Annotated in this window: 12 protein-coding genes and 1 pseudogene; 7 read left to right on the top strand and 6 right to left on the bottom strand. The window is 57.8% G+C overall.

From position 1 onward, the window contains the following. Positions 1–64: 64 nt before the first annotated feature. A complete protein-coding gene (locus AACY07_RS00575) occupies positions 65–1,588 on the bottom strand; it encodes a fumarate hydratase (protein ID WP_133077373.1) in 1,524 nt (507 codons plus the stop codon). Positions 1,589–1,921: 333 nt separating this feature from the next. Between AACY07_RS00575 and AACY07_RS00570 the strand changes: the two genes are divergently transcribed. Beyond that, positions 1,922–2,860, top strand: coding sequence for an iron-sulfur-binding ferredoxin reductase (locus AACY07_RS00570; protein WP_339473047.1), 939 nt, complete (start codon positions 1,922–1,924; stop codon positions 2,858–2,860). Positions 2,861–2,928: 68 nt separating this feature from the next. Here AACY07_RS00570 and pyk read toward each other — a convergent pair whose 3' ends face one another. Then, complete coding sequence (gene pyk, locus AACY07_RS00565; RefSeq protein WP_339473044.1) at positions 2,929–4,380, bottom strand: pyruvate kinase; 1,452 nt, start codon at positions 4,378–4,380, stop codon at positions 2,929–2,931. A gap of 161 nt (positions 4,381–4,541) precedes the next feature. On the opposite strand from pyk, the gene AACY07_RS00560 reads away from it, so the two are divergent. From AACY07_RS00560 to sbcB, 3 genes are all read left to right on the top strand, one after another. Beyond that, the gene (locus AACY07_RS00560) at positions 4,542–4,922 is read left to right on the top strand and encodes a tetratricopeptide repeat protein (protein WP_133077376.1); all 381 of its coding nucleotides are present in this window, start codon (positions 4,542–4,544) and stop codon (positions 4,920–4,922) included. A 180-nt stretch (positions 4,923–5,102) separates the two neighbouring features. Beyond that, on the top strand, positions 5,103–5,462 hold the full coding sequence (locus AACY07_RS00555) for a PilZ domain-containing protein (protein WP_339473042.1): 360 nt from the start codon (positions 5,103–5,105) through the stop codon (positions 5,460–5,462). Between the two features lie 67 nt (positions 5,463–5,529). Further along, a complete protein-coding gene (gene sbcB, locus AACY07_RS00550; protein WP_133077378.1) occupies positions 5,530–6,981 on the top strand; it encodes an exodeoxyribonuclease I in 1,452 nt (483 codons plus the stop codon). A 76-nt stretch (positions 6,982–7,057) separates the two neighbouring features. On the opposite strand, the gene mvaT is transcribed toward sbcB, so the two are convergent. Further along, the gene (gene mvaT / locus AACY07_RS00545) at positions 7,058–7,435 is read right to left on the bottom strand and encodes a histone-like nucleoid-structuring protein MvaT (protein ID WP_133077379.1); all 378 of its coding nucleotides are present in this window, start codon (positions 7,433–7,435) and stop codon (positions 7,058–7,060) included. A 350-nt stretch (positions 7,436–7,785) separates the two neighbouring features. Here mvaT and purU point away from each other — a divergent pair, with 350 nt between their 5' ends. Beyond that, complete coding sequence (gene purU / locus AACY07_RS00540) at positions 7,786–8,634, top strand: formyltetrahydrofolate deformylase (protein ID WP_016782207.1); 849 nt, start codon at positions 7,786–7,788, stop codon at positions 8,632–8,634. A 132-nt stretch (positions 8,635–8,766) separates the two neighbouring features. Continuing rightward, positions 8,767–9,027, top strand: a complete 261-nt coding sequence (locus AACY07_RS00535) for a hypothetical protein (RefSeq protein WP_133077380.1) — start codon at positions 8,767–8,769, stop codon at positions 9,025–9,027. Here AACY07_RS00535 and AACY07_RS24265 read toward each other — a convergent pair. Together AACY07_RS24265 and AACY07_RS24260 are read right to left on the bottom strand one after the other, a co-directional pair. Next, positions 8,950–9,714 (bottom strand): methyl-accepting chemotaxis protein, encoded by a 765-nt coding sequence (locus AACY07_RS24265; protein WP_374105705.1) that lies wholly within the window; start codon positions 9,712–9,714, stop codon positions 8,950–8,952. The two genes, AACY07_RS00535 and AACY07_RS24265, sit on opposite strands and share 78 nt — an antisense overlap. 93 nt (positions 9,715–9,807) lie before the next feature. Next, a pseudogene (locus AACY07_RS24260) lies at positions 9,808–10,839 on the bottom strand (HAMP domain-containing protein); the annotation flags it as partial. 195 nt (positions 10,840–11,034) lie between these two features. Here AACY07_RS24260 and AACY07_RS00525 point away from each other — a divergent pair. Further along, positions 11,035–12,519: a helicase HerA-like domain-containing protein gene (locus AACY07_RS00525; protein ID WP_339473036.1), complete on the top strand. Its 1,485-nt coding sequence runs from the start codon at positions 11,035–11,037 to the stop codon at positions 12,517–12,519. A 14-nt stretch (positions 12,520–12,533) separates the two neighbouring features. Here AACY07_RS00525 and AACY07_RS00520 read toward each other — a convergent pair whose 3' ends face one another. Further along, the gene (locus tag AACY07_RS00520) at positions 12,534–12,989 is read right to left on the bottom strand and encodes a DUF721 domain-containing protein (RefSeq protein WP_133077383.1); all 456 of its coding nucleotides are present in this window, start codon (positions 12,987–12,989) and stop codon (positions 12,534–12,536) included. Between the last annotated feature and the right edge of the window lie 69 nt (positions 12,990–13,058).

Below are 13,058 nucleotides of genomic sequence, written 5' to 3'. Positions count from 1 at the left end.
GGAGGGCATAAAAAAACGGCCGGGTTATTAACCCGGCCGTTTTTATGTCTGGCTTTAAAAGCGCTTATTGCACTTCTACGGCCAGGCTGTCGCTGATTTTTTTCTGCCAGATCGCCGGGCCGGTGATGTGGACCGACTCGCCGTTGCTGTCGACTGCCACGGTGACGGGCATGTCTTTGACGTCGAACTCGTAGATCGCTTCCATACCCAGTTCGGCAAATGCCACCACGCGCGATTTCTTGATCGCCTGGGCTACCAGGTACGCAGCACCGCCGACGGCCATCAGGTACACGGCTTTGTGTTCCTTGATGGCTTCGATGGCGGTAGGGCCGCGCTCGGATTTGCCGATCATGCCCAGCAGGCCGGTTTGATCGAGGATCTGACGGGTGAACTTGTCCATCCGCGTGGCGGTGGTCGGACCGGCAGGGCCAACCACTTCGTCGCGCACCGGATCAACCGGGCCCACGTAGTAGATGAAGCGACCCTTGAGGTCTACCGGCAAGGTTTCACCCTTGTTCAGCATTTCAACCATGCGCTTGTGCGCAGCGTCACGACCGGTCAGCATTTTGCCGTTCAGCAGGACGGTTTCGCCCGGCTTCCAGCTCTGCACGTCTTCCGGGGTCAGGGTGTCGAGGTTGACACGGCGGGCCGACGGGCCTGCTTCCCAAACGATTTCCGGGTAGGCGTCCAGCGGTGGCGCTTCGAGTGCTGCAGGGCCGGAGCCGTCCAGTACGAAGTGGGCGTGACGGGTGGCCGCGCAGTTCGGGATCATGCACACCGGCAGGGATGCTGCGTGGGTCGGGTAGTCCATGATTTTTACGTCAAGAACGGTGGTCAGGCCGCCCAGGCCCTGGGCGCCGATACCCAGTTGGTTGACCTTCTCGAACAGCTCGATGCGCATCTCTTCGATACGGCTGGACGGGCCACGCTTGATCAGGTCGTGAATGTCGATGGACTCCATCAACACTTCCTTGGCCATCACGGCCGCTTTTTCAGCGGTGCCGCCGATGCCGATGCCGAGCATGCCCGGTGGGCACCAGCCCGCGCCCATGGTCGGAACAGTCTTGAGCACCCAGTCAACGATCGAGTCGGACGGGTTGAGCATGGCCATTTTCGACTTGTTCTCGGAACCGCCGCCCTTGGCCGCTACGTCCACTTCCACGGTGTTACCCGGAACGATGGAGTAGTGGATGACCGCAGGGGTGTTGTCCTTGGTGTTGCGACGGGCGCCAGCCGGGTCGGCCAGGATCGAAGCGCGCAGGACGTTTTCCGGCAAGTTATAAGCGCGACGCACGCCTTCGTTGATCATGTCGTCCAGGCCCATGGTGGCGCCGGTCCAGCGTACATCCATGCCTACGCGCACGAAAACGGTGACGATGCCGGTGTCCTGGCAAATCGGGCGGTGGCCAGTGGCACACATGCGCGAGTTGATCAGGATTTGCGCCATCGAGTCACGGGCCGCTGGCGATTCTTCGCGCAGGTAGGCCTCGTGCATCGCCTGGATGAAGTCCACGGGGTGGTAGTAGGAAATGAATTGCAGGGCGTCAGCAACGCTCTGAATCAGGTCGTCTTGCTTGATCACGGTCATGGGTCGCGCTCCTCTATAAGACGGGAACATTCAATTAAGGTGTTTGCGACCTTGGTGTATCGGTCTGTCGAAAACATCTTTGCTAGGCATACCGGGCACGCATGACCGGTACAAAAACGGCGCGGCAGTATAACCCGGTACACTCCTTGATACACCCGCACGGGCAAAACTTGTAGCCGCTGGCGAAGGCTGCGATAAAGATCTATCAATCAATCCATACCCCATGTGGGAGCGGGCTTGCTCGCGATGCAGGCTGCACGGTGAACCTGGTACACCGCGCTAATGCAATCGCGAGCAAGCCCGCTCCCACAGAATTATCCTGCGGAGGCCTGAGTGCCCGAATTACACGTTGCCGACCGGCATTGGTCGGTTACCGATGGCACCAATCTGCTCGACGCCTTGAATCAGGCCGGTGTGGCTGTACCCTACAGCTGCCGGGCGGGCAGTTGCCATGCGTGTCTGGTGCGCTGCGTGAAGGGGGAACCCGTGGATCTCAAGCCCGACGCTTTGGTCCGGGCGCAACGTGAGCAGGGCTGGCGCCTGGCGTGTCAGTGCCAGGTGGTCGAAGATCTGGAGGTTGAAGCGTTTGATCCCGTGCGCGACGGCTTGCCTGCCGAGGTGGCGGCGCTCGACTGGCTGAGCCCGACGGTGTTGCGTCTGCGTCTTTTGCCGCAGCGCCCCTTGCGTTATCGCGCAGGCCAGCATGTGGTGCTGTGGACCGCCAGTGGTATCGCTCGTCCTTACTCGCTGGCCAGTCTGCCCGAAGAAGACCGCTTTCTGGAGTTTCACCTCGATTGCGCTCACCCCGGTGAGTTCGCCAGCGCTGCCCGTCAATTCAAGGTCGGGGAGGGTGTGCGGCTGGGTGAGTTGCGCGGTGGCGCGCTGCGTTACGACCCGGACTGGCAGGAGCAGCCGCTCTGGCTACTGGCGTCGGGCACCGGTTTGGGGCCGCTGTATGGCGTATTGCGCGAGGCGTTGCGTCAGGACCATCAAGGGCCGATTTTGCTGGTGCATGTGGCGCGTGATGAAAGCGAGTATTACCTCAAGGACTCATTGTCCGCCTTGGCGGGCACTTGCCCCAACCTTGTGGTCGAGCACCTGGAGCGTCATCAGTTGCCGGAATACTTGCTTGAGATGCGCATTGTTTCGCGCCAGACCCATGCGCTGGTCTGTGGGCATCCCGACAGTGTCGATGGGTTTGCCAAGCGTCTGTTTCTGGCCGGACTGCCTCGCAATCAACTGCTGGCGGACGTTTTCTTGACGCGCAGCTAAGTCTGGCAGCCGTAAAAAAGCCCCGCCTGATCACTCAGGCGGGGCTTTGGGCTCGAGCCTTGTAGGGCTTAAACCATTTTGTCGCCGACATGCAGAATCTTCATGCCGTTGGTGCCACCGATGGTGTGGTAGCTGTCGCCCTTGGTCAGGATGACCCAGTCGCCATTTTTAACAGCGCCCAGCTTGATCAGCTCGTCGATGGCAGCCTGGCTGACCTGTTCTGGCGGCAGTGAAGCCGGGTCGAACGGTACGGTGTATACGCCACGGAACATCGCGGCGCGGGCCTGGGTTTCACGGTGCGGGGAGAACGCGTAGATCGGCACCGAAGAACGGATGCGCGACATGATCAACGGCGTGTACCCGCTTTCGGTCAGGGCGATGATCGCTTTGACACCCGGGAAGTGGTTGGCGGTGTACATGGCCGCCAGTGCAATGCTTTGATCGCAGCTTTCGAAGGTTTTACCGATGCGGTGGCTGGAGGTCTTGCTGGTCGGATGCTTTTCAGCGCCGACGCAAATACGTGCCATAGCTTGTACGGCTTCCAGTGGATAGGCACCGGCAGCACTTTCGGCCGAGAGCATTACGGCGTCGGTGTAGTCGAGAACAGCGTTGGCAACGTCGGACACTTCGGCGCGAGTTGGCATCGGGTTCTGGATCATCGACTCCATCATCTGGGTCGCTACGATCACCGCTTTATTGTGGCGACGTGCGTGCAGAATGATTTTCTTCTGGATGCCCACCAGCTCTGCATCACCGATTTCAACGCCCAGGTCGCCACGGGCAACCATTACCGCGTCGCTGGCCTTGATCAGGCCGTCGAGGGTTTCGTCGTCAGCCACGGCTTCAGCGCGTTCAATCTTCGCGACCAGCCAGGCAGTACCGCCAGCCTCGTCACGCAGTTGACGGGCGTATTCCATGTCCGCAGCGTCCCGAGGGAAGGATACGGCCAGGTAGTCGACTTCCATTTCGGCAGCCAGCTTGATGTCAGCCTTGTCTTTTTCAGTCAGGGCTGGAGCGGTCAGACCGCCGCCGCGACGGTTGATGCCTTTATGGTCGGACAGCGGGCCGCCGATCAGCACGGAGCAGTGCAGGGCGTCGTCGGTGGCAGTGTCTACACGCATGACGACACGGCCGTCGTCGAGCAGCAGCTCGTCGCCCACGCCGCAGTCTTTAACCAGGTCGGGGTAGTCGATACCGACTACTTGCTGGTTGCCTTCGGTCAACGGATGGCTGGTGGAGAAGGTGAACTTGTCACCGATCTTCAGCTCGATCTTTTTGTTGGCGAATTTGGCGATACGGATTTTCGGGCCTTGCAGGTCACCCAGCAGGGCGACGAAACGACCATGCTTGGCCGCGATCTCACGGACCAGCTTGGCGCGAGCCTTGTGCTCATCGGGAGTGCCGTGGGAGAAGTTCAGACGGGCAACGTCCAGGCCAGCGAGGATCAGCTGCTCCAGCATTTCTGGTGAATTGCTGGCAGGGCCAAGTGTGGCAACAATTTTGGTTCGACGAACAGACATGCAAAGACTCCTGAGTTCAAGCGCTGCCAAAGGCTACTATGGTCTTTAGCTGTAGTCATTGTTCCTCTGCACTACTTTCTGCTTAAGTTGTGGTGCATCGGATCTGTTGCCTGAAGAATTTGACCGTGGGGTCGATACACTGTGGTGAACAGGAGATCCCCATGCGAATTGTGCTCATTTTAGTGTTGGTTGCCAGTGTGGCCGGCTGTACCCGTTGGTCGATGAATCACCATTTGAACAATGCCTACCGTGCTTATGACCGCGGCAACTGCGAAGCGGTGATGCTTGAGTTGTCCGAGGTTGACCGCGACAGTCGCAGTCGTCCGTATATCTGGCCACAAACAGCTATGCTCCGTGGATTGTGTCTGGAGCGTACGAAGTTTTACCTGGATGCGGCCCAGACCTATCAGTACATCATCAATGAATTTCCCAAGAGCGAGTACGCCTATCGGGCCAAGGCGCGGATTGAGACCCTGCGCATTCTCAAATTCATCCCGGGGCCCGGGACAACGGCTCAGGCGCTACCTGCAGTCATTCCATGATGTACGAAATTTAAACTGGTCATTTGGAGTCGGTTGACTAAAATTCAACTCGTTTGTGCTTGTCATGTGTTTGTGCGTATCCAATAAGGTGTAGTGCCTGGGGTCTGGGTCTCAGGCGGGCAGGGTATTTCGAGGCGCTAGCGCGGCCATGCTGAATGGCCTTTTAAAGTGATAGTGATCATGGTTATCGAGCGGCTTATCCAGCGGCATCAACTGACGTTTTTCCTCAAAGTGTTCAATCGGTTCACGGACAAGCCCATTGGTTTTTTGGGTAATGTGTCCGAGGGTGGCCTGATGCTGATCAGTCAGCTACCGATGCTGGTGGACGCCAACTTCGAGTTTCGGCTCAAGCTTCCCGATACCGACGGATGCCCGCAGTTTATTGATCTGACGGCGCGTTGCATGTGGTGTCATGAGGATGTAACGCCTCAATATTACGACTCCGGCTTTATCCTGTATCAGCCGCCTGCCGAATACGTGGCATTGATTACAGCCCTGCAGCGCTACTTCAGTTTTCAGCCCTTGCAGGCCTCTGCCTAGCTCCAAGGCTGGTCTTGCCCGGGTTTGAGCGCCTAGACTGTTTAGGTCTACTGCTCAGGAACACCCCGTGACCTCTATTTTTTGGTACGACTACGAAACGACCGGCATTAATCCGCGCTGCGATCGAGCCGTGCAAGTGGCCGGTATCCGCACCGACCTGGAACTCAACGAGATTGATCAGCCGGTCAATCTCTACTGCCAGCCCAGCGACGACATTCTTCCTCATCCGATGGCCTGCCTGATCACGGGCATCACCCCAAGCCGCCTTGAAGACAAAGGCTTGGGCGAGGCGGAGTTCATGACCCGCACGCATGCCCAGCTGGCGCAACCCGGTACCTGTGGCGCCGGCTACAACTCGCTGCGCTTTGATGACGAGGTGACGCGCTACAGTCTGTATCGAAACTTTTTCGATCCTTATGCCCGTGAATGGCAGGGCGGCAACAGTCGCTGGGACTTGATCGATGTCGTGCGTACAGCCTACGCCCTGCGTCCTGAAGGGATCGTCTGGCCTCAGGAAGACGGGCGGGTGACGCTCAAGCTGGAGCGTTTGACGGCCGCCAACGGGATTGATCATGGTCAGGCCCACGATGCGTTGTCCGATGTGCGGGCAACCATCGCACTGGCCCGGCTGATCCGTGACAAACAACCCAAGTTATATGACTGGTTATTCCAGTTGCGCAGTAAGCAGCGCGTGCTTGATCAAGTTCGTCTGTTGCAACCGATGGTGCATATTTCGGGACGCTTTTCTGCGGCCAGACATTATGTGGGCGTGGTATTGCCGCTGGCCTGGCATCCGAAGAATCGCAATGCGCTGATTGTGTGCGATCTGCACTTTGATCCTCAGCCATTACTGGACATGGATGCCGACACTTTGCGCACAATGCTTTACACCCGTCGTGAAGATTTGCCCGAAGGTCAATTGCCGGTTCCGCTAAAGCTGATTCAGATTAATCGTTGTCCGGTGGTGGCGCCCTTGAATGTAGTGCGTGCACAGGATCAAGAGCGCTTGCAATTGGATATGCCGCTCTATCAAGCACGAGCTGCTCGCCTGAGCGAGGCACAGGAAGTTTGGAAGGATAAGTTGTCGGCCATTTATACCCGCGAAGACTTTGCCCCCAGTGAAGATCCGGAGCAGCAATTGTATGACGGCTTTTTCGGTGATCGCGATCGTCGCTTGTGTGAGCAAGTCAGACTCAGTGACCCGGAGCAGTTGGCCAACGATACATGGGCTTTTGATGATGAACGGTTACCCGAATTATTATTCCGCTACCGGGCCCGAAACTTTCCTCATACCTTGAGTGCTGAAGAAGTTGAACGCTGGCATCTGTTCTGCCAACAACGTTTGACTGATCCTGCCATGGGAGCCCCCATGACCCTGGATAACTTCATGCAGGCAGCGGACGAGCTGTCCCGCAGCGCCACGGCGGCCCAGCTAAAGCTGCTGGGCGAATGGCAGCGTTATGCACGGGAGTTGAGCCGTCGCGTTGGGCTGGATGCGTGCACGGAGAGTACGGATTAAAAAACAGGCAATAAAAAACGCCAGCAAGCTGGCGTTTTTTATTAGCGGCGCAAAAAGTGTGCGCGCGGGGTGTCACTTAGTCGAGCAAAGTAGCCCAACCTTCAACCTCGTCGCTGCCCCACTTGGCTTTCCACTCTTTCAGAGTTTTGTGGTTGCCACCTTTGGTTTCAATCACTTCACCGTTGTGCGGGTTTTTGTATTGTTTAACCTTGCGGGCACGTTTGGTGCCGGTGGTTTTAACAACACCGCGTGGTGCTTTGCTTACTTTGGACTCTGGGTCCAGAAGCGCGATGATATCGCGTAGCGATTTCTGGTATTCGCCCATCAGCGTGCGCAGTTTACCTTCAAATTCCAGCTCGGTTTGAAGTTTGTCGTCTTCGGACAGGTTCTTCAGGCGAGCTTGCAGTTCTTTGATAGCTTCTTCTGTTGCACGGTATTCGTTGATCAAGGACATGAGGATAACCTTATGTTGAAAAGGGGTAACAGGGAGACAGTGGCGCAATAGTAGTCAGACAGTAACTGCAAGTAAACCTGTAACAGGTGATTAATTTAAAATTTTATTCATTAACTTCACCGTCTCTATATGCGCGCTCATTAAGTAATGAGCGGTACAGCAGCCTTAATAACGGTGATTAATAAGGCCTGCCAGTTACACGCCAATTACAGTGCAGGCCACGTCGGTGCTGGCGTGTGGAACAGGCGGCGCGACGCCGTGGCGCAGGCAGCAGGGCGTAACGAATACTGTAGTTTTGCCGCGCACTCGCTAGAATGGCGGCCTTAGTAAAGTTTTGGAGTTTTTCCCTCATGCGCACTTTTCGGTTGGTGATTGCGTGCCCCGACGGCGTCGGCATTGTCGCCAAGGTCAGCAATTTCCTTGCCTCCCACAATGGCTGGATCACTGAAGCGAGCCATCACTCGGACGACCAGAGCGGTTGGTTCTTTATGCGTCACGAGATTCGTGCCGATTCTCTGCCTTTCGGTCTCGAGGCATTTCGTGAGGCATTTGCCCCGATCGCCGAAGAGTTCTCGATGGAGTGGCGCATTACCGATACGGCGCAGAAAAAACGCGTGGTGTTGATGGCGAGCCGCGAATCCCACTGTCTGGCAGATCTGCTGCACCGCTGGCATAGCGATGAACTGGACTGCGATATTTCGTGCGTGATTTCCAACCACGATGACTTGCGCAGCATGGTCGAGTGGCATGGCATCCCGTTCTATCACGTCCCGGTTGACCCGAAGAACAAAGAGCCGGCATTTGCCGAGGTCTCGCGTCTGGTCAAGCATCATGATGCTGAAGTGGTGGTGCTGGCGCGCTACATGCAAATCCTGCCACCTGATCTGTGCCGTGAATATGCAGGCCAGGTCATCAACATTCACCACAGCTTCCTGCCATCGTTTGTTGGCGCCAAGCCTTATCACCAGGCATCAATGCGTGGCGTGAAACTGATCGGCGCAACGTGCCATTACGTGACTGAAGAACTGGACGCCGGCCCGATCATCGAGCAGGACGTGGTGCGTGTCAGCCACAGCGACAGTATTGAAGACATGGTTCGTTTCGGTCGTGACGTCGAGAAGATGGTGCTGGCCCGTGGCCTGCGTTATCACCTTGAAGACCGCGTGCTGGTTCATGGCAACAAGACGGTTGTGTTCTAAGTATTCACTGCACAACGCGTGTGGGAGCGGGCTTGCTCGCGATGGTATCGCCTCGGTGTTTCAGACGAGCCGGGTTGCCTGTAGTGCAGGCAGCCAGCTCCCGCAGGTTTGCAGCAGTGCAGGGGAGGTGACATGAGTGATCCACTCGACAACGCGACATCCCGTGCACCCGCCACTGTGGGTGAAGGCTGTTTGAGTCGTTATGACCCGGATGCGCTGAGCCCGGAGGACGGCACCGATTTTGCCGATGCCGCCAGGCTTTGGGAGCAGTTGCAGCAAGCTTCAAGCGACAGGCTTGAAGCGGCTGACTGTCACTCAGATGCGGAAACTACCCACCAGTTGCTTCAAGCGGGCAGCCTGCTGTTCAAGGTCGGAACAGGCCCGAAGCGTTGACTGAAGGTTTTCAACCCCTTCCTGGTTGAGCGTATTGATTTCGGTAATGTCCATGTTGATCGACTCGACCACCGAGGTTTGCTCTTCGGTTGCCGTGGCGACGGACTGGTTCATCCCGTCGATCTCGCCAATGCGTTCGGTCACGCTGATCAGGCGCTCGCCTGCGCGGTTGGCGATTTCTACGCTGTCCTGGCTGTGACGCTGACTTTCTTCCATGGTGCTCACTGAACCGCGGGCGCTGACCTGCAACTCCTCGATCATCTTTTGTACTTGCTGCGCCGACTCCTGGGTACGGTGTGCCAGGTTGCGAACTTCATCGGCCACCACGGCAAAACCGCGCCCGGCCTCGCCAGCACGAGCCGCTTCAATGGCCGCGTTAAGTGCCAGCAGGTTGGTTTGCTGAGAAATACTGGTGATCACTTCAAGGATCTGTCCGATGTTCACGGTCTTGTCGTTCAACGACTCGATATGACCGCTGGATGTGCCGAGCATTTGCGACAGTTTTTGCATCGAGTTGATGCTGCGTTCCACCACTTGCTGGCCTTCTTCGGCCAGGCCGCGTGCATCGCTGGCCTGGTGTGATGCCTGGGCCGCATTGCGCGCGATCTCTTGCGCGGCGGCACCCAATTCGTTGATCGCAGCTGCAACGCTGTTGGTGCGACTTGCTTGCTCGTCCGAGTTGAGCATCGATGAGTTGGATGCGCTGACGACGCGCAGGGCCACTTCGTTGACCTGCTCAGTCGCCGAGGCCACTTCGCTGATCGACGAGTGAATGCGTTCGACAAAACGGTTGAACGCACTGCCCAGCATGCCGAACTCATCCTGGGACTCAACCACCAGGCGGCGCGTCAGGTCGCCTTCACCTTCGGCAATGTTCTGCATGGCACGGGTCATGACGTGCAGTGGCTGCATCAGCAGGCGAATCAGCAGGCCGAGGAGGGCAATGATCGAAACCACTGCAATCACTGTGGCAATGATGGCCGACGTGCGGAACTCGCTGAGCGCTGCGAACGCTTGTTCCTTGTCAACGGACAGGCCGATGTACCAGTTGACCGAACCCAGGCCTTTGACCGGCGCAAAGGTCACGATACGGGTTTTGCCGTCGACCTGGATCTCGCTGAACCCGGCGTTGATCGAAGGCGTGTCCTGGGGATAGACATCCTTCAGGTTTTTCGTCACCAGGGTTTTGTCCGGGTGGACCAGGATCTTGCCGTCGGCACTGATCAGAAAGGCGTAGCCCATGCCATTGAAGTTCAGGGCATTGATGCTGTCGGTAATGGTTTGCAGCGTCAGGTCGGCGCCGACGACGCCCAGGGTTTGCCCGGATTTTCTAACCGGGGCACCGATGGAAATAACCATCTGGCCGGTGGCTGCATCTATATAGGGTTCAGTCAGGCTTGAGGATGCGCTGTTCAGCGCATCCTTGTACCAGGGGCGGGTACGCGGGTCGTAGCCGTCAGGCATTTTGCTGTCAGGGCGAATGGTAAAACCGCCTTGGCTGTCACCAAAATAAACGGCCATAAACGTACTGCTCAGGGTTTTTTGCTCCAGCAGGTTCGCCACCTGGGCGGGCTCTGGAGTGAGGGCGATGGATTCGGCGAGGTTTTGCGCCAGCAGAATCCGGCCTCCCAGCCATGTCTGTATGTTGTTGGCCGTGACGCTGCCCATTTCGTGCAGGTAGCTGTCCAGGTTGTGGCGGATGGCATTGCGTTGCAAGTAGTCGTTGTACAGCGTAAATAGCGAAAAGGCGGCTATTACGATCAGGGACGCGGCAAGCAGGATTTTATGGCTGAAACGCAGGTTTTTATTCATGGCTTGAAGGGTCCGCTAAGGTCTAAAAGTGTGAGGCATACACTCTGGTAAAACGCGCGTGCTACATATCACCGCCTTAACCGGGCAGGTTGAGTGTTCATCAAGGCGCTTTACGACGCTAAATCCGGTTTTTTCTGGTCTAGCATTCAAGGTGTATCGACCCGCGATCGCGAAAGATTAATCAAAGGTGGCAAAATGCCTGACTCTTCTGCTCTAGTACTCGGTGCCGACCTTTCGGGTCAGCCCATCGCTCAGTCCTTGCGCCTTGCCAACCGGCACGGGCTGGTGGCGGGTGCCACGGGGACGGGTAAAACCGTGACTCTCCAACGTTTGGCCGAACAGTTCAGCGATGCCGGCGTTGCAGTCTTTGCCGCTGACATCAAGGGCGATCTGTGCGGTTTGGGCGCGGCCGGCAACCCCCAGGGGAAAATCGCGGAGCGGATTGCGGGAATGCCGTGGCTCAATTACCAGCCCAAGGCGTATCCGGTGACTTTGTGGGATATCCAGGGCAAGACCGGTCATCCGTTGCGTACCACCTTGAGCGAAATGGGACCGTTGCTGTTAGGCAGCCTGCTGGAGCTGACCGATAGCCAGCAGTCGGCGCTCTATGCAGCCTTCAAGGTGGCGGATCGTGAAGGGTTGTTGTTGCTCGACCTCAAAGACCTGAAGGCGCTCCTCAATCATCTGCGTGACAACCCTCAAATACTGGGCGATGACGCCGCCCTGATGACCACCGGCTCAAGTCAGGCCCTGTTGCGGCGCCTGGCAACCCTCGAACAGCAGGGTGCTGAAGCCCTGTTCGGAGAGCCGGCACTGCAACTCGAAGATATTTTGCAGCCAGCCAGTGACGGTCGCGGGCAGATTCATCTGCTTGATGCCAGTCGCTTGGTTCATGAAGCGCCAAAGGTGTACGCAACCTTTCTGCTGTGGCTGTTGGCGGAGCTCTTCGAGCAACTGCCCGAGCGCGGCGACGCGGACAAACCCCTGCTGGCGCTATTTTTTGACGAGGCGCACCTGCTGTTTGCCGGGACGCCAAAAGCGTTGCAGGATCGCTTGGAACAAGTCGTACGCCTGATCCGTTCCAAAGGCGTCGGTGTGTATTTTGTCACTCAATCCCCTGCGGACTTGCCGGATACGGTGCTCGCGCAGTTGGGGCTGCGTATCCAGCATGGCCTGCGGGCCTTTACGGCCAAGGAGCAGAAGTCCCTGAAGGCCGTGGCTGACGGATTTCGTCCGAATCCGGCGTTTAATGCGTTGGCGGTACTGACAGAGCTGGGTACAGGAGAGGCGCTGGTGGGCATGCTTGAAGAAAAAGGCACGCCAGCCATGGTCCAGCGCGTACTGATTGCGCCACCGCAATCGCGTATTGGTCCGTTGACTGAAGCCGAGCGCAAGGCCTTGATTCGCGGTTCTGCGCTGCAGGGGCGATACGACAAACCTGTGGATCGGGAGTCCGCGTACGAGATTCTCATGGCCCGCAAGGGCGTGGCGCCGCAAGACCAGGCGCAGACACAGGCTGCGCCGCACGAGCCTGGGTTTCTGGATCAGGCGGGAGACTTTCTGGGTTCGACCGCAGGCAAGGCGCTGCAGTCGATGGCGCGCCAGGCGGCCAGCCAGATGGGGCGCCAGTTGGTTCGGGGGCTGCTGGGGTCGTTGTTGGGCAGCAGCAAGCGCAAGTAAATGGTGGGAGCGGGTCAGGGTTTAGGTCGTGCGTGACTCGCCAGGCGCTCAAGGGCGGCGCGCAAGGCCGGGTCGGTAATGCCGTCGGCCGTTGCCTGGATGGTTTGGGCGGCATCCTCGGACAAATCCAGCGTATGCCCCGCGACCTTGGCCTGCACTGTGGGCGGCTGCACTTTGAAGAGAATGCGGGTCAGGCTGGCGAACTCGTCAAACGCCTGCAGTTGGCGCAGCAGGCGTTTTTGCTGATAGCGCAGGCGAGTGGCCCAGTGGCCGTCAGTCACGATTAGCAACAGGTTGCCTTCACGCCACGAAGCGACATGGCAATGCTCGCGTGCGGCTGGCTGGAGCTGGCTTTCAAGCAAGCGCTGCAGGTGCGCCAGACGCTTTGCATGACCAAAAATGGCTTTTAGGGGCTTGGCCTCGCGGAGCAGAACGGAGGGTGCCCGTGCTGGATGTGGGCGAAATGCCATGTTCAAACACCTGAGAAAGCAGAGCAGCAATCTTAGCAGAAACCGCCGGTTTCACTCTCTCAGATCAAG

Origin of the sequence: Pseudomonas sp. RL_5y_Pfl2_69, assembly GCF_963970465.1 — a bacterium.
Classification (GTDB): domain Bacteria; phylum Pseudomonadota; class Gammaproteobacteria; order Pseudomonadales; family Pseudomonadaceae; genus Aquipseudomonas.
This window is presented reverse-complemented; position numbering and strand designations above follow the sequence as displayed.

Excerpts from the sequence above, each read along its gene's own strand:
- AACY07_RS00575 (WP_133077373.1), bottom strand. The coding sequence starts at position 1,588 with ATGACCGTGATCAAGCAAGACGACCTGATTCAGAGCGTTGCTGACGCC.
- pyk (WP_339473044.1), bottom strand. The coding sequence starts at position 4,380 with ATGTCTGTTCGTCGAACCAAAATTGTTGCCACACTTGGCCCTGCCAGC.
- AACY07_RS00560 (WP_133077376.1), top strand. The coding sequence starts at position 4,542 with ATGCGAATTGTGCTCATTTTAGTGTTGGTTGCCAGTGTGGCCGGCTGT.
- AACY07_RS00555 (WP_339473042.1), top strand. The coding sequence starts at position 5,103 with ATGGTTATCGAGCGGCTTATCCAGCGGCATCAACTGACGTTTTTCCTC.
- mvaT (WP_133077379.1), bottom strand. The coding sequence starts at position 7,435 with ATGTCCTTGATCAACGAATACCGTGCAACAGAAGAAGCTATCAAAGAA.
- purU (WP_016782207.1), top strand. The coding sequence starts at position 7,786 with ATGCGCACTTTTCGGTTGGTGATTGCGTGCCCCGACGGCGTCGGCATT.
- AACY07_RS00535 (WP_133077380.1), top strand. The coding sequence starts at position 8,767 with ATGAGTGATCCACTCGACAACGCGACATCCCGTGCACCCGCCACTGTG.
- AACY07_RS24265 (WP_374105705.1), bottom strand. The coding sequence starts at position 9,714 with ATGCTCAACTCGGACGAGCAAGCAAGTCGCACCAACAGCGTTGCAGCT.
- AACY07_RS00525 (WP_339473036.1), top strand. The coding sequence starts at position 11,035 with ATGCCTGACTCTTCTGCTCTAGTACTCGGTGCCGACCTTTCGGGTCAG.
- AACY07_RS00520 (WP_133077383.1), bottom strand. The coding sequence starts at position 12,989 with ATGGCATTTCGCCCACATCCAGCACGGGCACCCTCCGTTCTGCTCCGC.